At 34.0% G+C, this 22,642-nt stretch carries 16 protein-coding genes and 2 tRNA genes; 13 read left to right on the forward strand and 5 right to left on the reverse strand.

The window, feature by feature from the left end; translation table 11 throughout:
- Positions 1–3: 3 nt before the first annotated feature.
- Positions 4–1,470: a glycoside hydrolase family 130 protein gene (locus LPB89_RS19690; RefSeq protein ID WP_230703353.1), complete on the forward strand. Its 1,467-nt coding sequence runs from the start codon at positions 4–6 to the stop codon at positions 1,468–1,470.
- Positions 1,471–1,570: 100 nt separating this feature from the next.
- Here the strand turns inward: LPB89_RS19690 and LPB89_RS19695 are convergent, their stop codons facing one another.
- Positions 1,571–2,665: an exopolyphosphatase gene (locus LPB89_RS19695; RefSeq protein WP_230703354.1), complete on the reverse strand. Its 1,095-nt coding sequence runs from the start codon at positions 2,663–2,665 to the stop codon at positions 1,571–1,573.
- A gap of 532 nt (positions 2,666–3,197) precedes the next feature.
- On the opposite strand from LPB89_RS19695, the gene LPB89_RS19700 reads away from it, so the two are divergent.
- Positions 3,198–3,920 (forward strand): hypothetical protein, encoded by a 723-nt coding sequence (locus tag LPB89_RS19700; RefSeq protein WP_230703355.1) that lies wholly within the window; start codon positions 3,198–3,200, stop codon positions 3,918–3,920.
- Positions 3,921–4,030: 110 nt separating this feature from the next.
- On the opposite strand, the gene LPB89_RS19705 is transcribed toward LPB89_RS19700, so the two are convergent.
- Positions 4,031–4,102 (reverse strand) — tRNA-Glu (locus tag LPB89_RS19705).
- Positions 4,103–4,417: 315 nt separating this feature from the next.
- Here LPB89_RS19705 and LPB89_RS19710 point away from each other — a divergent pair.
- Positions 4,418–5,542: an acyltransferase gene (locus LPB89_RS19710; protein ID WP_230703356.1), complete on the forward strand. Its 1,125-nt coding sequence runs from the start codon at positions 4,418–4,420 to the stop codon at positions 5,540–5,542.
- Between the two features lie 243 nt (positions 5,543–5,785).
- Here the strand turns inward: LPB89_RS19710 and LPB89_RS19715 are convergent, their stop codons facing one another.
- Entirely contained in the window at positions 5,786–6,340 is a 555-nt protein-coding gene (locus LPB89_RS19715) for a porin family protein (protein WP_230703357.1), read from the reverse strand.
- Between the two features lie 88 nt (positions 6,341–6,428).
- Complete coding sequence (locus tag LPB89_RS19720; protein WP_230703358.1) at positions 6,429–7,565, reverse strand: AraC family transcriptional regulator; 1,137 nt, start codon at positions 7,563–7,565, stop codon at positions 6,429–6,431.
- 350 nt (positions 7,566–7,915) lie between these two features.
- On the opposite strand from LPB89_RS19720, the gene LPB89_RS19725 reads away from it, so the two are divergent.
- The 9 genes from LPB89_RS19725 to LPB89_RS19765 all read left to right on the forward strand — a co-directional run bounded on the left by LPB89_RS19725 (position 7,916) and on the right by LPB89_RS19765 (position 21,020).
- Positions 7,916–8,374, forward strand: a complete 459-nt coding sequence (locus LPB89_RS19725) for an RNA methyltransferase (RefSeq protein ID WP_230703359.1) — start codon at positions 7,916–7,918, stop codon at positions 8,372–8,374.
- 145 nt (positions 8,375–8,519) lie between these two features.
- Positions 8,520–8,945 (forward strand): hypothetical protein, encoded by a 426-nt coding sequence (locus LPB89_RS19730; protein WP_230703360.1) that lies wholly within the window; start codon positions 8,520–8,522, stop codon positions 8,943–8,945.
- Between the two features lie 194 nt (positions 8,946–9,139).
- A complete protein-coding gene (locus LPB89_RS19735; protein ID WP_230703361.1) occupies positions 9,140–9,751 on the forward strand; it encodes a hypothetical protein in 612 nt (203 codons plus the stop codon).
- A 359-nt stretch (positions 9,752–10,110) separates the two neighbouring features.
- Positions 10,111–10,788, forward strand: a complete 678-nt coding sequence (locus tag LPB89_RS19740) for a hypothetical protein (protein ID WP_230703362.1) — start codon at positions 10,111–10,113, stop codon at positions 10,786–10,788.
- 667 nt (positions 10,789–11,455) lie between these two features.
- Entirely contained in the window at positions 11,456–12,259 is an 804-nt protein-coding gene (locus LPB89_RS19745) for a pyocin knob domain-containing protein (RefSeq protein ID WP_230703363.1), read from the forward strand.
- A 2-nt stretch (positions 12,260–12,261) separates the two neighbouring features.
- Complete coding sequence (locus LPB89_RS19750; protein ID WP_230703364.1) at positions 12,262–13,443, forward strand: hypothetical protein; 1,182 nt, start codon at positions 12,262–12,264, stop codon at positions 13,441–13,443.
- A gap of 87 nt (positions 13,444–13,530) precedes the next feature.
- Positions 13,531–16,746 (forward strand): hypothetical protein, encoded by a 3,216-nt coding sequence (locus LPB89_RS19755; RefSeq protein ID WP_230703365.1) that lies wholly within the window; start codon positions 13,531–13,533, stop codon positions 16,744–16,746.
- A gap of 12 nt (positions 16,747–16,758) precedes the next feature.
- Entirely contained in the window at positions 16,759–20,502 is a 3,744-nt protein-coding gene (locus LPB89_RS19760; protein WP_230703366.1) for a DUF6443 domain-containing protein, read from the forward strand.
- An 11-nt stretch (positions 20,503–20,513) separates the two neighbouring features.
- A complete protein-coding gene (locus LPB89_RS19765) occupies positions 20,514–21,020 on the forward strand; it encodes a hypothetical protein (RefSeq protein WP_230703367.1) in 507 nt (168 codons plus the stop codon).
- A gap of 377 nt (positions 21,021–21,397) precedes the next feature.
- Here the strand turns inward: LPB89_RS19765 and LPB89_RS19770 are convergent.
- Positions 21,398–21,470: transfer RNA gene (locus LPB89_RS19770), tRNA-Met, on the reverse strand.
- A gap of 116 nt (positions 21,471–21,586) precedes the next feature.
- Between LPB89_RS19770 and era the strand changes: the two genes are divergently transcribed.
- A complete protein-coding gene (gene era / locus LPB89_RS19775; RefSeq protein WP_127340344.1) occupies positions 21,587–22,468 on the forward strand; it encodes a GTPase Era in 882 nt (293 codons plus the stop codon).
- The last annotated feature ends 174 nt before the right edge of the window (positions 22,469–22,642 follow it).

Raw genomic sequence — 22,642 nt, forward strand, 5'->3', positions numbered from 1 at the left:
ATTATGCGAGTATCAGTAATACGAAAAAATATAAAATTTACACCAGATTCCAGAAGAGTAGTTGCCCGTTATTTTATGAACGGTAACGAGCGGACCAAACAAATGGTGATTCGTATCATGTTGCTCGACGATAAACAAGTATTGCAGACTTTAGAGCAGACACTTCGTGAGTTTGCCAGGCGCCACCGAAATATTTCAGCTGTTTTTTTTAAACATTGCGAAAAGATCAGGCCTGTAATCGAGGACATGCAAATCGATTATGATGGCATATCCCTTAATCGAAAAATGCTTATAGGATCTTTTTGTACCATGGAATACGCCATCGAATCAGCGGCTATTTTTAATCCTTCGATTGTAGAAGATTTTGATCAGACAGGCCTGGGAGCCGGAGAAAAAAGGGTAGTCATTTCTTTTAGGGCTACGGGAGAAGGTCATATTTCGTCTATCGTTTTCAGAAGAGGAATCCTGGATAAGGATAACAATCTGACCATAATGAAAATTGGAAATCAGATTGACAAGGCTGAGGTTGAACATAAAACTTTATTCAACAAAGAACGATTTTTAACCAAGCTGGCAGAGATGCATACGGAGGACAAATACATAACTCAGATTATGCAGGATTTGCCGGATGAATTCGAGTTTGCCATTCTCAAGAATAGCCTGAATACCTCTTTAGGCGATCCGCTGATTCGCGAGGAAAGAAAAATGGCGCTGCAGGAAATACTCTGGCTGGCCAATTCTTTTTATGATTTGCAATTTACACACGATTCAGACATTACCGAACGTGTTATATTTCCAATATCCGAATCCGAAAGCCGTGGTATAGAAGATGCCCGTTTTGTACGCTTTGTAGACGATGACGATTCCGTTCGTATTATGGCAACCTACACCGCTTATAACGGACACACCATACTGCCTAAACTGATTTCTACCGAAGATTTTTACAGTTTCAGGGTAATGCCACTGCATGGAGCCGGTGCCCAGAATAAAAACCTGGCCCTTTTTCCAAGAAAAATAAAAGGCAAATACGCCATGCTTGCCCGAATCGATGGTGTAAACAATTACATTATGTATTCGGACAGGGCTACACAATGGAATGATCCTATTCTTCTTCAGGAACCCCGGTTTTCATGGGAACTGACACAAATAGGAAATTGCGGCTCACCACTCTGGACACCGGAAGGCTGGCTTGTGATTACCCACGGTGTTGGTACCATGCGACGTTATTGTATAGGGGCTTCTCTGTTTGATCTTGATGATCCGTCTAAAGAAATAGGAAGACTTTCCGAACCTTTACTTTCACCTTTAGAGGATGAACGTGAAGGGTATGTACCTAATGTGGTCTATTCCTGTGGTGCTATTATTCACAACAACAGCCTTATATTACCCTACGCCGTATCCGATTATTCGTCTACTTACGCAACGGTTGATATGGCTGAATTACTGGAGGCACTGAAGAAAAGTAAATAAGAAAGTTGATTGTTCAGACTTTAAAACTTAAATGATCTGCATAAAAAAAGCTTCAGAGAAACCTGAAGCTTTTGCTTTTTAAAAAGAATAAGAATATACCTTAAAACTTAGTGTTGACTTTTTTAGAACGGTCTGCAATGTAAGAGATAAGCCAGATGGTTTGTCCTTCTTTTACAAAGTAGATTTTCTTTGTGTTTAAATTTGGAATGCTCTCCAGACAGCTCAATAATATGTTATTGGCTGAAATAAGATATTGCTGGTCATAAGTACTCAAAACCCTTGCTGCTTCTTTATTGGTTTTAGCCAGGTTCGTAAATTTGACAAAATTATTTTTCAATATTGCATCGTAATTGATCACGTCTTCAAGGCTTAAAGAAATATAATGATCTTTTACATTTTCATTATAGTATAACGTTGCAAAAGCCCATACAGCTCCACCTGACAAATACATTTTCTCTTTTTTTAATAAAAGAGGATTGGCATCCAGCATTTCTTTGATCTTCTTACGAAGTACCGGATTAAAATCAAACGATTTTTCCTGATAGGTTGACATATCATTTGCCTGGTTTGGATTGGCCACTGTTTTTTTCACAGCATCGGTAAGGGTCATGGTACCGAAATCAAGTTCCAAAGGTATAAATTCCAATTTGTCATCCTCAAGTTCATCAATGTAACCGCCTTTAGTAGTTTGGGCACCAATATCCAGCAGGAAAGCATTAGCATAATCAACCGGTGGTATAGCACCTTTAACCAGTGTTTTAGGCTCTTCGTTAACATTCAGGACATCTACGTCTTTGTTGGTAAGGGTTGTGATTTTATTTTTTAGCGCGTCAATGTTGCGGGCAGCAGAAAAAACAGGAGCGGCAACGATAAAGATATTGGCTTCCGGAACTTTAAATTCTGTTCTTATTTTGTTGATCTGCTCCACAATTATCGCAGTAATTTTGTTGACATCCTCCTGAGGAAACTCGCCCTGAGCAGTCACGTGGTCAGCAAGGCTAATTCTTTCATTTGAGAAATAAAGAATCTTATAATCAGCTTTTCTGATGTTGCTTACATCCAGAACCGAAGTTTTTATGGCTCTTCGCCCGATTTCAATTCCGGCGTAAAGATTTTTTTGAGAAAATGAACTAATGGAAAAAAATAAACTTAAAAGAATAAAAAGCAGAATTTGGGGTTTGTTTTTCTTAAACATTGGATTTAATTATGATTATACTATAATTTATTTTTAATAAAGATTTTAAGCTAATGATGTGAAAGGCATAATTTTGAATTAAAAATAGTGGCTTTCGATACGAGATTGCAAATTTATAAAAACATTTACGAACATAACCGCAGTTATTGTAAAATATAATATTTAATTATTCGAGTAGCTTTTTCGGAATTAGATATGCAGGAATTAGCTCACTTTCTTTTGCTGTAAAGATTTAATTCCACCTTTTTATTGTGTGAAAGTTAAAATAAAATTAAGTTTAATATACTTTTTGAAAACTGTTAAGTGTTACTAAATCAGGTATTTGTACTTGTTTTGGTGGTTTGTGAAATACTTATCTTTATACTGTTTCATCCTGACTACCTATAATTTTACGGTTTTTCTATATACCTGAAATTTATTTTTATTTGCCCATACTACTTTGCCGGGCTTCTTTCGGCAGTAAAAATTGATTGACTGACCAAGCAGGCCAAACGAATAGCTATCGAAAATAAAAACTTTAAATTTTAAGAACATGAAAAAAAATATCCTTTTAGCCTTATTCATACTTATATCCCTAAACCTGACATTGGCACAATCCGGGGCAATTGATACCACCCATACCTTTCAGACAAATAAGCTGGCCCTCAATCTGGATGGTGCAAGACATGCTTACCATCCCAACAATGAGGGATTATTATACAACTTAAATGGGGGCATCACCAAGGAAGAAGCTGCTCAGAATAAATTTAAAAAGAGCAGAGGCTATGGAATAGCCAAAAAACGCATTGGACAAACCAATATGTACCAGGGTTACATTCAGCCTGACGGATACTATGTGTCTCAAACGACCCCTTACAACAGAAACCAGCCCGATAGCAGCTATACAAAATATGCAGATGCAGAGACCATACCGTATATTACCTTAAGCCCGGCCTGGAGAGCAAGGGGGATAAAAAATTGTGATATTGCATTTGTTATTAATCTGGATAACGGGAAAAAAAGTGCCGCCATCTTTGCTGATTACAGGGGTAATGATAAAGAATTGGAAATTTCGCTTGCACTGGCTCAAGCACTTGAAATTCCTGTAGCCACAAGGCAAAGCAGTTCTTATGATAGTACAAAAACAGTTACCCGTTACATTGGCATAGCAAGTAAAAGGCTTAAAGTATATTACTTTATTCACAGCGGGGACGGCAATGGGAAAACCCCAGAAGAAATTAAAGAAAAAGCGCGAAAATTAATGGGAAAACCATAACCTGTAAAACATTGCTGCTGGTTTTAGTATATCGCTCGTGAACCCAAAGTTGTTCCAAAGTAGTGCTGCAAAACAAAAAAGCTCCAGATTTCTCTGAAGCTTTGTCTTAGTAGCCCGTAGCGGAATCGAACCGCTCTTACATGGATGAAAACCATGCGTCCTAACCGATAGACGAACGGGCCTGTTTTTCTAATGCGGGTGCAAAAATGCAACTATTTTTAAAATACACAAAAAAAATCTTTTACTTTTTTTTAGTTATTTTGGAAAAGCTTCGGAAGTGTCTGCAGGTTAGCGATTTGGTTTACTAGAAAATGTAAATCGGATAAAGTCCCGCTCTCAGGAGAGTTCTTTTTGGGCGAATGTCTCCTGATTATTTTAAGATAGTAACGATAAAAAAACTTTTAATTTCACTTTTCTTTTTCGTGTATATTGAAAAGTTAAGTGTTATGTTTGTTGAAAGTTCAGCGAGAATTAAAGTTAAAAATTAGAGATATATAGTGACAGATAATTTAGAGATTAAAGTTCATAAAAAACTATACGGACTTGATCATTTAAGGGCTTTTGCAATTGTTTTAGTTTTCTTTTTTCATTATTATATCGTAAGTGACGGAAAACCTGATTGGCTTCCTGGTGTAGCCTCATTTGGTTGGACAGGAGTTGATTTATTCTTTGTGTTAAGTGGATTTTTAATTTCTTCTCAACTATTTCTTCAAATTAAAGAAGGGCAATTAATTTCCTTTAAAGCTTTTTTTATCAAACGATTTTTTAGAATTGTTCCTGCTTTTTTGGCAACAGTTGGGATTTATTTTTGCTTTCCTTATTTCAGAGAAAAAGAATCGCTGCCTCCCATTTGGAAGTTTCTCACTTTTACTCAAAACTTTAATCTTAATTTAAAGGATTACGGAACATTTTCACATTGCTGGTCGCTATGTGTAGAAGAACATTTTTATCTTTTTTTACCCCTTATTTTAATATTTCTACAGACCTTTAAACTCTTCTCTAAATCATTTTGGCTCTTAATAGGATTGTTTGTATTCGGTTTTGCGATCAGATTTTATAGTTTTAATCAACTGTATCTGCCTAAAATTAGTGAAGAAAATAGTTGGATGTACTGGTATAAATTTATTTACTACCCGACTTACAATCGCTTAGACGGACTTTTAGTGGGTGTTTCTATTGCAGGAATTTATCAGTTTTTACCAAATTTATGGATAAAAATTTCAAAATATGGTAATCAATTTATTGTATTAAGTTTATGTGTATTGACAGGTGCGTATTTTTTATGTGATGACTTACTGACCTTGAGGGTTGCTGTTTTTGGATTTCCATTAATTGCACTTGGTTTTGGTTTTATGGTTGTAGGTTCGATTTCCCCAACAAGCTTTTTATATAAAATGAATTCAAAAATCACAACGTTTATCGCTAATCTTTCTTTTTCAATTTATTTGACACATAAAGGGATAATTCATACAACCCATCAGCTATTAAAAGACTTTGAAATAGAGCATAATGTCATGCTTCTGATTTGTATAATAACTTGTGTTTTAGGAGCGTATATGCTTCACTTGAAAATAGAAAAGCCATTTATGAAAATAAGGAACAAAACTATAAAAGAAATATGAATTCTATTGCCCTCCTGGCCTAAGCGTCCAGGTATTGAAAGCAATGAGACGTTGACAAAAAATTTAAAACAAGAAGCTTCAGATTTCTCTAAAGCTTCTTGTTTGAGTAGTTCGACGCTGCAAAAACTCGAACCATTTTTTGGATGATTTAAAGGATTAATTCAAAATTTTCAGATCTTCCGGGAAATAATACGTTAACATTACAATGCAGCTTGTAAAACTTCTTTATTGAATTATGAAAGTTTAGAAAAAGAAATAGCCAATAGATAATTGAAATACTCCGTTTTTATTTTTACCAGAATAGCCCTCTAAGTTATTAATATCAGTTAGTCCCAGATTATACCTTGCCCCAAAATTAAGTCCGTTGTCAAGTTTATAGCCTAAGCCAAAATTAACACCAAAATCAAAAGTATTAAATGAATCCTTTACGTCTGTCTTTTCATTTTTAGCAGCAAGTAAAAAACCTATTTGTGGTCCGGCTTCAAGACTCAGTCCTTTTGTTAAATAATATTTTCCCATTAAAGGAATGTTCAGATAACTTAAGGCAACTGTATTATCATTGAAACTATATCCCTGACCGGAATACATTAATTCAGGTTGAAAAGAAAACTTATCTGAAATGGGAATTTCTGATAAAACACCAAAATTAAATGATGTTACTACATCAATATTTTCAGTATCATCTCCGCTTATAGAGGCAAAGTTTAAACCTCCTTTAACGCCAAATTTAATTTTTTGGGCATTAACATTTGCAAATCCTAAAACTGTAACAACAGCTAGTATTAAAATTTTTTTCATAAAAATTGTTTTGAATTATTTAAATCCAAAATTCGCATAAGAAAAATTAGCAAAGGTTTCAAAAGCTTAAAAATGTACAAAATGGTACCTATTTGCTGATATTTTTATATTCATTTGGCGTCTGGCCAGTAACTTTTTTAAAGGCTTTATAAAAAGTCGTTTTTGAAGTAAATCCGGATTCCAGTCCCATCGCCAACAAATTATAGTTTTCATATTCAGAATCTGAAATCATTCTCTTGACCGCTTCAACCCGATATTGATTGATGTAATTGGCAAAATTGTCGCCTGTTATGGTGTTTATGATTTGTGAAACATATCCTGTGCTTATGCCTAATTTTTCAGCAACTTTTTCTCTGTTTAATGTACTGTCGGTATAAATGTGCTGCTCTTTGCAAAGGAGTTCCAGTTTTTGAAAATAAAGATTATCTGCTGTAATAGATTCCCTGTATTCTTCTCGTGTATTATTTTCTGTAATTTGCAGATCTGCATACGAAATTACTAAATCTTTATTAAGAAAATTGGAGATAGCATCTTTGTTTTTGGCCAGTTTGTATTTGTAAATACCTATATAAGCTGTCCAGTGAATTATAAATGTTGCAGATAAAGCCAGGACACTCATAGTAGAAGAAATGTCATATTGAAGGAATAAGCCAGCCAGAGCGGTAATAAGCCAGGCAAATAACAATGATGAAACAATTGTTAATAAGGTAATGATCCATTTTTTTTCCTCTGAATCTTTTAAATGCCTTATCATAAAAAAAGAGTAAATCGGCAGGAATGGGATGAACGTAACAGCCAAAGCAAGATGGATCAGGCCAAGTATTTTTATTAGATCAATGCCGGACTCAGGAATAGTATAAATTCCTGCAACATGATCAAGATCTTGTGTAATATTAAGAACAGCAGAATAGGTAAATGGAATAAGGCACAGATAATTTTTTTGTTTGCTTTTGACAGTATCATCAGTTCGGTTGATAATAAACAGGAATAGGAAAGCAGGAATTAGAAATACCCACTCGATGTGGTCAATAAAGCGCAGAAAAGGATAAGGAGTAAATGCTTTTTCAATCTCAAAAACATGATTCAGTAAAATAATTGAAAGCGTAAATAGTAAGTATGCCAGATATTTATTGGAATTACTATTGAATAGGGAAGACTTTAAAAAAATTAAGCCTAAGACTATTCCCTGAAAGATCGCAATATTTAAAAGTGTTGTATAAATCAATTTATTACTATAAAGTTGGTTTCACGATTTGTTTTGGAATGTCATGCTAATTAGTCATTAAAAAAAAACATAGCTTATTTCATACTAATTGGTAAAACGAATTTATAGTAATACTAATGACTTTCCTGACGGGTTAAGAAATGATTAACTAAAATGATTTATTAATCTGTATAAAAAAACCGGATAAATGAATGAATTCCTCATTGCACGATGGGGTAACGGGAATTCAGAATGAAGTTCAGAATATTAGCAATATTTAAAATTAGGTACCTCAAATAGGCCATACCACATCTTTCTTTCCACGCAATAAAAAATTGATTTATGTATGTACAGTTTGTACTTTTGTGCTTATGAATGATAATTTTATAAATGAATATTTTGGGATTGGCATACAAAATGGTAAAACGCCTGAAAATTTGGGTGTTTTATGGAGGTCAGCCCAAAATTTGGGAGCTACTTTTATTTTTACCATAGGTAATCGATATGCCAAGCAAGCCTCTGATACTCACGATGCGGTAAAAGCAATTCCTTATTTTCATTATGATACTTTTGAAGCTTTTTTTGAAAACTTACCCAAAGGGGCACGATTGGTTGGTGTTGAATTAGACGAAAAAGCTAGTGATTTAGAGACCTTTGAGCATCCAAGACGTTGTGTTTATTTACTGGGAGCAGAAGATCATGGCCTCTCCAAAAAAGTAATGGCTAAATGCCATCACTTAGTAAAATTTAAATCGGCAAAAAGTTTGAATGTGGCGGTTGCAGGAACTATTATTATGTACGACAGAAATTTGCCTAAACCGAGATCTTAAAATAGAACCGCTTGCCCTTCACGTCACTTAGTCGACAAATGGAAAGTGATTTTGTTTTTGAGATGATTGGTAAATCCGAAAATAGGGTTTAATTTAGTCCCATAACCACTGTATGGCGACGTCACCAGAAAGTGTAAAAGAAACTATGAATAAATTACAACATTTCAAAAATATAATTTTCTCCTTACTGTTAATCTATGCTTGGATTTTATATAATTTCTTTGATTATTATAATTCTTTGAAATATTCTTTTAGCATGCTTACACTTTACTTTAATTTTATAAATGGAACATTCTTTGGAATTGGAACAGGATTTATTTTAATACTCTTGAGAGTATTCTTTTTTGCAAAGAAAAGTAAGTTAAAGCTGAAGTTGAAAAATAATTTTTTCTATATTTTTTCTGGTATTTTTAACTTAAATCTTTTTATTATTTGGTCCATTTCAATATTTATGAGAGTTATCGATTTAGATTTAGGATTTACAAATGTAGTAGTAATTAATTTTTTTATCTCTGTCTTTATTCTAACGGATATTTATTTATTGAAAAATACTGCTGAAAGTCAAATTTAAAAACTTAAAAAAGATAGTGATAGAAGCAACTTATAACAGCACTTTAACGGATTTGGGTAATTGGCTTACAGGGAAATTGATTTTGCATTTGAAATGATTGTGCAAATCAGAAACACAAATTAATTTTATCCAAAAACGGTTATAGTCCCGGAACGTTAGCAGAAATAAAATTGAAACCGCTTAAATAAAACTAAATGAGTTTACTAACAAAATTGAAATATTTCACTATTTATATAATTCTAAATTTCACAGGTTTTTATTTAGCTTTTCAAAATTGGTGGTTAAGAGAATCTGCAAGTCCTGTTCCTATATTTTTTATATTATTTTGTTTTGGACTATGTTGGCTGGGAATTATATTTATAAGGATTATGATTAGTCAGTTAATTTTTCTAAAGCATAAAAATAATTTTGTTTCACCTTTTTCTTTGGCAACGACAGATGATTATGTGGACAATTTTGGAGATGATGCGAAAAAAATTAAAAAAAGCATCTGGATTATAAACTTTGGGATCTTCTTTCTGTCGATTTTAACTTTCATTTTCATAATGAATTTCATAAAAAAATATCAACTTGAAAAGTATGGGGTAATAGAAAATGCCAGAATTGTTCGGATAACCCCTGATGTGAAAAAAAATGAATACTCGAGCATAGAATACAACGATGGGAAAAGCAACTCAACTCTTCTTACCAAAAAAATGTTTGACAAAAATAAATCAATCAATGAGGGTGATTCAATCAAAATCATCTATTCTTCAGAAAATCCAAAGATTGTTGAATTATATAGTGAATATCAAATAGGAAAGTAAAATACTTTTTCTAACATTGCTTTTACCCCAGCTAGCGCGTTCGTCCCGTTTTTAAGGACAATTAAGCTTTGACAAAGAACAAAAAAAACCTCAGATTTCTATGAAGCATTGTCTTAGTAACCAGAAATAAATTCTTATCTCAATTTAAAAAAAGGTTCTAAATTCTAGTAATAATATTTCTTATACTCGTCTTCAATCGCTATCAGTCCTAAGTTTATTATATTTGAGGCCTATAAAAAAGTAGATGGCATTTCTTTTACGTTTCTCCGGAAGATACTCATTTTTAAAACTCATTAAAAAACCAGAAGGTTCACAAATAATTACTAAAAAACTTCAATTCAACATTAATTAAATAAATAATGAAAATAAAAAAAATCTTTCTTTTTGTAAGTATAGTTGCGCTTTTTAATTTTGGCTATTCGCAAAATTTTGAAAAGAAAAAAATGGGTTTAATTTTTAATCTAAGTGGTCCGTACAGAATAACCAGACAAGCAATGTCTAATACGATTGAAAGATCAAACGTAGACAAAAAGGATATGTTTTATAGTGCTTATAAGTTTTTAGACACAGGAAAAGGAAACCCGACTGAAAGAATATTAAAATCGTATTTAAAAAATTTAGATTCATTAAATGTTGAAATTACTCAAATAAAAGATACAATCAGTCAGGCAAATTCCCCAATTTTCGTTTGGACAAAACCAGAATATGTAAGCGACGATTTAAAAAAAATAAAAACGAAATACAATTTGGACTATTTGCTTATTGTTGATGGCCAATTTGGAATAGAATTTGAAAAAGCAGGAGTTTTTGATGGAGATAAAAGAACAAATATTTTTTTAAATAATGCTTTTATAAATTTGGAAACAAATGAGGTAGTTTCAAGTTTTAATGTAGGGAATATTAGTAATATTAAAAAGAAAAATATACTTAGCCCTCCAAATTTTCCAAATATTGAAATAAGCATGAATAACCTTTTAGATGATAAAATACTACCCGAGATTGAACGTAAAATTAAACGGAAAGTAATTATACCTTAGAAAAACAAAAATATAGCTTTGCGAAGTTTGTAATAATACTTCCCCTATCGCGAGGGCCCTCGCTCGTGAGGGCAATCAAATAAAAAAGCCATTCCATAACGGAGTGGCTTTTGCTTTTATCGATTTCTGCTATCAGAATTCTTCCTCATGGAAAGCTGCAAAATCTCTAGATTTTGCGTTTTTTTTTTTTATTCTTATAGATTGTAAACCTGTCTAAAGTCTCCTGACTTTTACGATTTAAGTTAGAGAACAAAGCTTCAGATTTTTCTGAAGCATATTTTATTAGCCCTAACGGGCCAATTTATCTGATCGCTTGTGCCTTCTTTAGCTGCAAACATTCCGATTATTTCACAGATACTTCCAAATATTACAATCGCAAAATCGACTCGTCTTATAGTTTATAGATTTGAAAGATGGTCAATAGAAGCATCGGTTATTCATTAATTTTTATTATTTGTATTTTTTTGTCTTCTAGTATAATAGTAGTTCGAGAATTCGTAGTAAAATGTGGAAACCCACAAAATTATGAAAGATAAATAAGGTAGATTTGCCGAAAAGATAAAGCACAACAAGAAGAGATCAAGTTATTAAAAAAGGAGGTATTAAGCTTTAAAATCTATTCCTCTAAAAACTATCTCAAACAGAACAAAAAATTAAAACAATAAATATGAAAAAAACACTACTCATTATTATACTTTCATTTCCTTCTTTTATTTACAGTCAGACTTTTGATGGCAATTTATACTCAAATACTATAAGATGGGCAACAGAACAAAAAGATTTTAATGCTGTGCCAAGAGTTAACGTTTTTCCAATGTCTTTAAGACTTTGGGACAATTATGGAGGAACTAATGCACCGTCTACCTATGGAACATTGATGGAAGTCAGTGGAAAAGTAGGACACCTGGTTTCTCAATTATACTTCCAAAGTACCTGGGAAGGAGGAAGGATTATGTATAGAAGTGCATTTTATAATCAGACTACTTGGAGTGATTGGCGAAAATTATTAGACTCGCAGAGCGATGTTGAATCTTCCGGAAATTTAAAATTAACAGGAGCCGGAAATAATTATATCCTAAATGGGAATTTGGGAATTGGTACCACCACAACCGGCACTCATAAACTGGCTGTTGAAGGTTCTGTTGGAGCAAGAGAAATAAAAGTACAAGCCACTGGATGGTCTGATTTTGTCTTTAAAAAAAATTACGATTTACCAACACTCGATGAAGTTGAAAAACAGATTAATGAAAAAGGGCATTTAAAAGATATTCCAAGTGAGGAAGAGGTTTTAAAAAATGGAATTAATTTAGGAGAAATGAATGCTAAATTACTACAGAAAGTCGAAGAGTTGACCCTTTATATGATTGAGCAATCAAAAGAGATAAAAGCATTAAAAAAAGAAAACGAATCCTTTAAAACTTTATCGGAAAGGTTTTCTAAAATCGAAAATCAACTAAAAAACAAAAAATAATCATGAAAAAAACAATATTTTTTTTAACAGCTATTTTAACAACATCATTGAGCTTTGGTCAATCAGTTACAGGAACAGGAACTTTAAATAGAATACCTAAATTTATAAGTAGTGGTGTAATCGGTGATAGTAATATTGCTGATAGTAATACGGCTGTTGGGGTTGCCGCACCATCATCAATTGCAAATACTTTAACTGTAAATAATACATCTTATTCTTCGTTAGATGTTAACGGGACTGTATCAATTGGATTAGGGTTTGCAAACCACATTGGAGCCAAGATTGAAGGGTTTAAACAAACTGTTAATACAACTGGGTTAAAATTATATACTGAGGTTGGTTTTAATAACCCTTCTTTAGCTATGACTATTTTAGCTAACGGAAATATTGGTATTGGTGGTCAAACTTCAATCTTAAATAAATTTGAGGTTAAAGTGCCAACGAGTACTGGTTTATCAGGTGTTGACGGTATAGCAGTACACGATGGAGCAGCTAACAGAATAGCTTTAAATTTAGGTATTAATACGGTAGGTGAATATTCATGGATTCAATCATCAAAAGGCGGTATTGGTTCTAAAAACTTATCAATTAACCCTAATGGTGGTAATGTAGGGATTGGAACCACGTCTGCTCCAATTGCTAAGTTACATGTAGTTGATGCAGCCGGAGGGTTTTTCTTTGATGGATCAAATGCTGAATATAATAGATTTAAGTCAACAGCTGTTGCTCCCGGAACTCCAAAACCATTATTAATCAGCGCACAATTATCAGGAACCACTCCTGATATTTACGTTAATACTTCTGGAAATGTAGGTTTAGGAACAATGAATCCTACTTCGATGCTTACAGTTGCGGGGAACATTAACTCACGCGAGGTTAAAGTAACCGTAGATGCCGGCGCCGATTTTGTGTTTGAAAACAACTACAACTTAGCATCTCTAGATGCTGTTGACAAATACATCAAAGAAAACAAACACTTACCTGAAATTGCTTCTGCTGACAAAATGAAAAAAGAGGGGATTAATTTATCTGAAATGAATATAAAGCTTTTGCAGAAAATTGAAGAACTAACACTTTATGCTATTGATCAGGAAAAGAAAACGGAAAAATTAAGTAATTATATTTCGGAACTTAACAAACTTATTTTAGAACAAAACAAGCGTCTGGAGAAACTTGAAAAATAAATAATAATGAATGTACGTCATTTATCTGATGTTTATAAATTATTATAATGTTTAAAAATTAGACAAATAAATTTTACCAATCAAAATATGAGAAAAATACTTCTTTTAATACTGTTATTATTCGCTTTTTCAAATATAAAAGCTCAGGGCTCGTTTGGAGAAGAATTAGTTCCAATTAAATCCCCTCAGTCCCATTCTTTTGAAAAATATGGAAATGTTCCTGTAAATATGTATACAGGATCTATTGATTTGAAAATACCAATAACGTCATTTGATGCTGGAGGTATGAATGTTCCTGTAATTTTATCTTATGATTCATCGGGTTTTATTCCTCATAAAAAATCAGATCCCCCCGGAATAAACTGGACATTATTGGCAGGGGGAAGAATTACCAGACAGCTTAATAAGGTGCCAGATGAATATGTGGGATTTATATCGCCTGATACTGGAGGATGGGGATATAAAAATGATTGTTCCGGTTTTTTGGCCGGAGTAAAAGCAAATCCGTCAAATAATGTAAATGCATATAAAGTTACAGGAGGAACGGGATTTTATAATTTTACACAATGGGTATTTGGATCGGCTTCTAATTCGTATGAGACACATCCCGATGTCTTTAACTTCAATGCTTTAGGTATTTCTGGAAAGTTTATGGTAGGAAACGACGGAAATGTTCTTGTCGAATCCGAGGATCCGGGTATAAAAGTAGATTTATCTCAAATGGCTTTATACAATTATGCAGAATGTATTCCCCCGGCTTCAACGATTATAATTACAGATGGAAAAGGGAACAGATATTTTTTTGGAGGAGATTTGTCGAAGTATGAAATAAGTTATTCCAGAGTAAAAAGTACAAGTAAAGAAGATAATATGCCTGTTATTAATTCTTTTAGCTTGTCCAAAATAATTTTGAGTACGGGAAGCGTAATAGAATTCAACTATATTACCGACAGCTTTCCTGATCTTTTTTGCGAAAATGCAAGTACAATAGGAACTAAGCAGTATCCCAATGGATTGTTGATTTCTATGGAGTCTTCTTATCAGCAGGGTTTAAGCTCAGGTAGCCTGAGAACTTGTCCGGCTAATCAAAGCGGTTTTTTATGTGGACAGTCATACAGCACACTAAGTAGTGCCGATACATATTATTCCTTTTTAAAAAAATCAATATTATCTTCAATTAAATTTGGAGATTATGAAATTAGAATAAATTATAAAGACATTGGTTATGCTGTAAAATATGAAAGCAACAGCGCACCCTCTATTTACAACAATGACAATGAGTGGGTAATCGATAATGTGGAAACTTACACAGGTTTAGATTTACTAAAAAAAACAACTTTTATATATTCCAATTTAGGAGGTTCCAACCCAAGACCATTCCTGACAGCCTTAAAAGAGCTTGATGCCAATCAGCAATATTCATTTGAGTATTATAATACAACTTCATTACCTCCATATTATACCACAGGCATAGATCACTGGGGCTACTGGAATTTTAAAGATAATAACACCAGTATTGCGCCTTTCGATAATTCCTACAACATAAGTACGGGAGACTATAATCTTATAAATACGCCAAGAGATCCTGATCCATTGGCTTATAATACAGCACTTCTTAGCAAGATTACCTATCCTACAAAAGGGTACACCTCTTATGAGTATGAGCCTCACTATTACGGTAAAAGAGTTGAGAGGAATTCAGCAAGTTTATTTCTTCCGGCACTTACTAACAACGGGGGATTAGCTGGTGGAGCAAGAATCAAAAAAGTAATTAATTATTCTGCTGAAGGGATTCTAAGTTCACAAAAAGAGTATCAGTATGTTTCTGGTTTAAATGGAAATATAAGTTCAGGCATTTTAATGAATTGGCCCAGATATCAATATTTTTTCACACAGAATACTAATGGGATCATTTCTACAAAATTACAAGTTACAAGTTCTAATATTCAGACAATAAGTCTGGACAGTTACAATGTTGGTTATTCAAAAGTTTTCGAAATAGAGTCTGGGAAAGGTTACACAGAAAATAATTTTTCAACCTACGAAACACATCCCGACACATTTGCGTCTGAAATAAGCAATACCAGATTGTACCTTGAAGGATCTGTGGTTTCAGGTTCGGTCTCTCTTAATGAAAATGATTTCGCACCGCTTAATTTATTCAAAAATTCTAAATTTCAGGGAAGTGATAAAAGCATATTGAGAGGGAAATTATTAACTCAGAAAATATTTAAACAATCGGATTTAAGTAACCCTGTTAAAACAGTTGAATATCAATATACCGATAATGTAGAATTTAATCCAAACAATCAGATAGATAACAATAAATATGTATCTGTTAATCAGATTTCGGGATTGAGGGTACAAGGATATAAAAAATATATGAATGCTTCCTATCTCAAGAAAAACATCACCAGAGAATTTTATTCTGGTAATGAGATAAAAACAGAACAGGAGTATTTCTATGATGCGCCAAGGCATCTGAATGTAAGCAGAGATTCAAAATTAAATTCAAATAATATCGTAGAATTAAAAAGATATAAATATGCGAATGATTATGTATTTCCGCCTTTATCTACCATACCAGCTGCGAATGAGATTCATGATCTGGCAGCATTAGTATCCAATAATGTAGTAGATATACCGGTGGAGATTAACAATTCTATTGTAAAAGGAGGGGTTGAGTATGTGACCGGAGGCAAACTGAATTATTTTGAGGATTTAAAAGTGGAAAAGACTTTCGAATTGGAAACTAATGATCTTATTAACGTAAGTGGTTTTAATTTTTCTACAGTTAACCCAACAGGTTTTGTCTTTGACAGTAGGTACAAGGAAGCAGCGACTTTTCCAAAATATGATTCTAAAGGGAATATATTAGAGATAAAGCCGGCTGATGGAATTACAACGAGTTATATCTGGGGATACAACAACCAATACCCAATAGCGAAAGTAATAAATGCAACCTATCAGGATATTACTAATGTTTTGGGTACAGCAACTTTAACCCAATTGAATAATGGGTATAAACAGGTAGTAGTTTCGCCTGGACCACCACAAGTTATTTACAAAAATATCGCATTAACAGATGCAGAAATCCGTACAATGCTGATGGTACTTCAAACCAGTTTAACTAATGCACAAGTGAATGTTTTTACCTATAAGCCTCTGGTTGGAATAACAAGTACAATAGATGTTAAGGGTAGAAATACGTATTATGAATATGATGAATTTAATAGATTGAAAACTGTAAAGGATCATGATGGTAAAATTCTCTCAGAAAATGAATACCATTATAAAAACTAATTCAAGAGAAATATGAAAAGTATAACCATATTAGTATTTATACTGTTTTCTGCTGTAGTATTCAGTCAAACCCAAACAGAAAATTATATAAAAAGTACAACTTATAAAGTAGAATCCACTGTAAAGATTCCCAACCCTACAATATCCCAAGTCAATCAAAATATTACCTACTTTGATGGTCTGGGCAGATCTATTCAGCAAATAGCTCATAAACAATCTGCTACCGGAAAAGATATTGTTATACCGATACAATATGATTCTTTTGGCCGTCAGGCAAGAGAATATTTACCCTATGTGCCTGCAACAGCCGCTTCTCTTGATTATAAAACGAATGCACTAACCGATGTTGGGTCTTTTTACGATATCCCTGCATACGACAAGACTACTAATCCCTACTCACAAAAAGAATTTGAAGCTTCACCATTGGACAGGGTTTTAAAACAAGCAGCTCCGGGAAATGATTGGAAAAGTGGGAACGGCCACGAAATAAAATTTGAATACCAAACTAATTCGGGTAGTGGGGCTAATGAAGATAAAGTAAAGAATTTTGGTGTGGATTTAAGTAATCTGAACACGACTAATACAGTAAAATTAGTAAATAACGGTTATTATATAGCAAATGATTTATACAAAACTATAATTTACGATGAGAATACAGCTGCTGTGCCTCTGGAGATAAGTGGATCAACAGTAGAGTTTAAAAACAAACAAGGGCAGGTGGTTTTAAAAAGAACGTACGGAGCTTCTGGACAAGGTATAACTATTGAAAGACACGACACTTATTATGTTTATGATGATTTAGGAAATCTTACTTTTGTCATTCCTCCAAAAGCATCAGATATAATTTTCTCAAATACAAGTAACCAAACTGATATAACATCTGTAGAAACTGTCTCTTTAGGAAATAGTGTCTCCTTATCAGCATCAAACAGTATAAGGCTTCTTCCTGGATTTAATGCAAAGGCGGGGAGTACTTTTACAGCCAGAATTGAAATTGGCAATGAAACTATTTTAGATAACTTATGTTATCAATACAGGTACGATTCCCGTCACAGGTTAATTGAAAAAAAACTGCCCGGCAAACAATGGGAGTTTATTGTTTATGACAAATTAGACCGTGTCGTGGCTACAGGGCCTGCTAATTCGCCCTTCAATAATTTAACATCTGCTGGCTGGCTAATCACCAAATACGATGCTTTTAACAGACCCGTTATTACGGGCTGGATGCCTGCTGCATCCCTAACTCCTGCTGACAGAAAAAGCATTCAGGCAGCACGAAATTCAGAAACAACAAACTTTAGCGAAACCAAAACAGCTTCGGTGATTACTACTATCAACAATGTTGATACACGTTATACAAATCTGGTCTGGCCAACTAATTCTGCTACAGCAGTGCCTGCAACTGTATATCATGTTTTAACGGTGAACTATTATGACAACTATGATTATCCGGCTGCTCCAACGGTTTTTACTGCTGTAGCCGGACAGCCTGTTTTTTATAATACCACGGTAAAACCAGTGGGACTTCCAACGGGTTCCTGGACAAGGATTCCTGAAGCCATTACCACAACGCCAATAAAAGCCGAAATCGGTTATGTGCTTTATGATACTAAAGCCAGACCTATTCGAAATTATATTTCTAATTTCTTAGGAGGATATGAGCAGATCGATACAAATCTGGATTTCGCCGGAAAAACGATGTATACTATAACCACGCATCAGAGAATAGGCGGAGCGGCAGTGAACACGATCAAAGATGAATATTCCTATTCCAATCAGGACCGCCTGATTTCTGTGAAACAGACGATTACTGGAGTTTCCCAACAACTTTTAGCCTACAATGAATATGATGAACTAGGGCAGTTAATCTCTAAAAAAGTCGGAAATAATGAAAATACCCCTTTACAGGTCGTTAACTACAGTTACAATATAAGAGGATGGCTTAAAGGAATTAATAAGGTAGACCTGTTAACAAATGGTGCAGATCCAAAGGATTTGTTCGCTTTTGAACTCAAATACAATGATATTGCAGATGTGTCCAAAAAATTATTCAACGGTAATATCAGCCAGACCCGTTGGGCGAGTGATAATATGGATAAAACCATACGAAATTATATGTATACGTATGATGCGCTAAACAGGCTTAAAAGTGCCACAGACAATGCAGGTCTTTTTAATGAGGACAACATACAATATGACAAGAACGGTAATATTTTAAAACTGAAGCGCAAAGGAGCAATTGTAGCGATGCCTTCCATAGCTGTACCTGCCAACTACGGGCTGATGGATGACCTGACTTATACTTATGATTCCGGAAACAAACTCCTGAAAGTAGCCGATGCCGCTGCAACCGATCAATACGGTTTTAAGGACGATGCTGTAAATACAGCTGCAGATACTGCAGATGATTACACCTATGATGCCAATGGCAATATGCTTACCGATGCCAATAAAGGACTGACGACCAATATTGTTTACAACCATTTAAACCTGCCAACCAAAATAATTTTCCCGACAGGGAATATTACTTATCTTTACAATGCTGCCGGACAGAAGGTTCAAAAAATAGTTGTAGAGACATCTCCGGCAAATACAATCACAACAGAGTATTTAAACGGATTTCAATATAAAAAGATGAATAGCGGAACAACTGAACTACAGTTTTTTCCAATACAGGAAGGATATGTGGCCAATAATTCTGGGACGCTCTCGTATGTATTTCAGTATAAGGATCATTTGGGTAATGTACGCCTTAGTTATGCCAAGAATCCAAGTTCCGGTCTTATTGATATTATAGAAGAGAACAATTACTATCCTTTTGGACTTGAACATCAGGGATATAATAATACTCCTAAATTTACTTACGGTAATACTATTGCGGAACAGTATAAGTACAACGGCAAGGAGCTCCAAGACGAGATGGGGCTTGGCTGGTACGATTATCAGGCACGTAATTATGATCCTGCAATTGGACGTTGGATGAATATTGACCCGCTGGCGGAGAAGAGTAGAAGATTTAGTCCTTACACCTATGCGTTAAATAACCCTGTTTACTTTATCGATCCTGATGGAATGATGGCTACGCCTCCAGATTGGTATATCGACGATAGGACAGGTAAAGTTTTAGGTCAAGATGGAGCAACAACAAATAATGTTAGGTTAATTGATTCAAATAATTATAATGATATTAAAGAAGCAAATGGAGGTTCAACAATGTCAGCAGAAGCTACAGCGCAGTTGCAGAATAGTGAGACAAGTACACTTGTTACTGTGAATGATACACAGATTCAAAATGAGCTACAGCAAGTAAATGACCAGTCAAGAAATGTTGAACATCAGACTAATATTGTTTTAGACAGAACTAGTGGAGAAGTTAAGGCAGTACGTGGAAATCCAGGAGTGGATGGTTTAACAACAATGGATTATGAAACTCGTACAAATAAGGACGGTGTAAGCTATAATACTCAGGGAGGGAATTTATTATTGGGTCAAGCTCACGGTCATAATTTAATTAAGGACCCTAATAAAGTAAATATCCCTGGGACATCAGAAGTAGATAAAAATACTGCGGCAAGTTCGGGTGTTACAATCTATTCTATTGATGCATACAATACGCTAGTCGGTGGTCAAGCGCAAATTAATCGAGTTACTCCAGCAGGTGTGCAAGACAACGGTGTAGGTACGACTAAAGGAGCAACAGGGACTGGTAACTTCAACATAGGATTAGATGCATTAAAAAGATGGAGTGGTTTTTAAAATTTATCAATATGAAAAATATAATTATATCAAGTTTTGTGTTATTATTTATTAGTTGCACATCAGTTAAAAAAACATATGTAATTCCTTATGTAATTGATGTAAGTGCGGAGAAATCAATTTATAAAGAAGTTTTTAAATCAACAGAAAAAAACATTGTATTCTACATTGAGCACCTTTCGGATTCAACTTTAAAGTTTCATTTGATTAATTCAAATGATAAGGAATTTTTAGAAACAAATAGAAAGCTATTTATTAACGATAAATTTTATCCAATAATTTTTGATACTGATTATCTTTTCTATTCAGAAATGAAGGACGGTCAACCAATAGTTTCCCATGAAGTAAAAAAGAATATTTATGAAAAAATTTCTATTCCTACTATTCAGGAAAGGGAGAAAAATCCAGAATTATATGGATATAAAAGGAAGTCGCTTATAATTGATCATAGCATTTATTGGATTCTAGACAAAAAAGGAAAATTATTACAAACTAATTCAGAAATTGTAAAAAAATAGATAATGAGCCAAAAGAAAAAAACCACTTCTTTATGGAGTGGTTTTTGCTTTTTTTGTAGAGTTAAATAGTGGCTGAAATATCGTAAAGAATATATTCTATAATCAGCGAATACAGCCTTGTTATGATTTCTGATGTAGCTCATACCAATTTAAAGAAATATTTTTATATTTATTGATATACTTGCCATTCAATAAGATTAAAAATATCCCCCCGCTCTCCGAAGTGTTTCTTATAAAAAGCTGCGCAAATGTCTCTGACTTTGCGCAATTTTTTTGATGTTCCTATGAAAACTAAACCTTATTAAAGTCTCAGACTTTTTATGTTTTAGTTTAAACAAAAAAAAAGCTCCAGATTTCTCTGAAGCTTTTCGTCTTAGTAGCGGGAACAGGACTCGAACCTGTGACCTTCGGGTTATGAGCCCGACGAGCTGCCTACTGCTCTATCCCGCGATGTTTCGGGTGCAAAGATACGCCGATTTCTGAGAAAAACAACGAAAACTTTAAAAAATGTTTTATTTTCTGTATTGGGTTGATATGATTACCTTTGCACAATAAATATTACGCAAATGTCACATAAAGCAGGTTTTGTAAACATCATAGGGAATCCAAACGTTGGAAAATCAACATTGATGAACGCCTTTGTTGGAGAAAGATTATCAATTATTACATCAAAAGCACAAACAACACGCCATCGTATTCTTGGAATCGTAAATGGCGAGGATTTTCAACTTATATTATCGGATACTCCCGGAATCATCAAACCGGCTTATGAAATGCAGGAATCGATGATGAACTTCGTAAAGTCGGCTTTTGAAGATGCGGATATTCTGGTTTACATGGTAGAGATAGGGGAGCAGGACTTAAAAGATGAAGCTTTCTTTAATAAAATAATCCACGCTAAAATCCCGGTTTTATTATTGTTGAATAAAATTGACAATTCAAATCAGGAACAACTGGAAGAGCAGGTCGCTTTTTGGACCGCTAAAGTGCCAAACGCAGAGATTTTTCCAATTTCGGCTTTGCAGAATTTTAATGTGCCGGAAGTTTTTACAAGAATTATCGATTTATTGCCGGAATCTCCGGCCTATTATCCAAAAGATCAGTTAACAGATAAACCGGAACGTTTTTTCGTAAATGAAACCATCCGTGAAAAAATCTTACTGAACTACAGCAAAGAGATTCCATACGCAGTTGAAATCGTAACGGAAGAATTTTTTGAAGACGAAAATATCATCAGAATTCGTTCGATTATTATGGTAGAACGCGAAACCCAAAAAGGAATCATCATAGGCCACAAAGGCGCCGCTTTGAAAAAAGTAGGTACCGAAGCCCGTGCCGATCTGGAAAAATTCTTCGGAAAACAAATCCACATTGAACTGGTTGTAAAAGTGAATAAAAACTGGAGAAGCAATGCAAATATGCTGAAACGATTTGGGTATAACCAATAAGAGCGTTTTCAGTCGCAGTGTTCAGTCTCAGTTTTCAAACTGGAATTGATAATTGTTTCAGATTTGCAATTATAAAAAGGCACAGTCAGATTATTCCAGGTTTTTAAATGCCAGTCGTTTATTTTAACTGAGATTGAAAACTGAAAACCGAATCCTTAGCCCTGATAGAAGTGG

It is taken from the genome of Flavobacterium sp. ENC, assembly GCF_020991415.1.
Classification (GTDB): Bacteria; Bacteroidota; Bacteroidia; order Flavobacteriales; family Flavobacteriaceae; genus Flavobacterium.

Bases quoted from the DNA above. Each gene is read 5' to 3' on its own strand.
- LPB89_RS19695 (WP_230703354.1), bottom strand. From the start codon at position 2,665: ATGTTTAAGAAAAACAAACCCCAAATTCTGCTTTTTATTCTTTTAAGT.
- LPB89_RS19765 (WP_230703367.1), top strand. From the start codon at position 20,514: ATGAAAAATATAATTATATCAAGTTTTGTGTTATTATTTATTAGTTGC.
- LPB89_RS19760 (WP_230703366.1), top strand. From the start codon at position 16,759: ATGAAAAGTATAACCATATTAGTATTTATACTGTTTTCTGCTGTAGTA.
- LPB89_RS19715 (WP_230703357.1), bottom strand. From the start codon at position 6,340: ATGAAAAAAATTTTAATACTAGCTGTTGTTACAGTTTTAGGATTTGCA.
- era (WP_127340344.1), top strand. From the start codon at position 21,587: ATGTCACATAAAGCAGGTTTTGTAAACATCATAGGGAATCCAAACGTT.
- LPB89_RS19740 (WP_230703362.1), top strand. From the start codon at position 10,111: ATGAAAATAAAAAAAATCTTTCTTTTTGTAAGTATAGTTGCGCTTTTT.
- LPB89_RS19735 (WP_230703361.1), top strand. From the start codon at position 9,140: ATGAGTTTACTAACAAAATTGAAATATTTCACTATTTATATAATTCTA.
- LPB89_RS19755 (WP_230703365.1), top strand. From the start codon at position 13,531: ATGAGAAAAATACTTCTTTTAATACTGTTATTATTCGCTTTTTCAAAT.
- LPB89_RS19750 (WP_230703364.1), top strand. From the start codon at position 12,262: ATGAAAAAAACAATATTTTTTTTAACAGCTATTTTAACAACATCATTG.
- LPB89_RS19745 (WP_230703363.1), top strand. From the start codon at position 11,456: ATGAAAAAAACACTACTCATTATTATACTTTCATTTCCTTCTTTTATT.
- LPB89_RS19700 (WP_230703355.1), top strand. From the start codon at position 3,198: ATGAAAAAAAATATCCTTTTAGCCTTATTCATACTTATATCCCTAAAC.
- LPB89_RS19690 (WP_230703353.1), top strand. From the start codon at position 4: ATGCGAGTATCAGTAATACGAAAAAATATAAAATTTACACCAGATTCC.
- LPB89_RS19730 (WP_230703360.1), top strand. From the start codon at position 8,520: ATGAATAAATTACAACATTTCAAAAATATAATTTTCTCCTTACTGTTA.
- LPB89_RS19725 (WP_230703359.1), top strand. From the start codon at position 7,916: ATGAATGATAATTTTATAAATGAATATTTTGGGATTGGCATACAAAAT.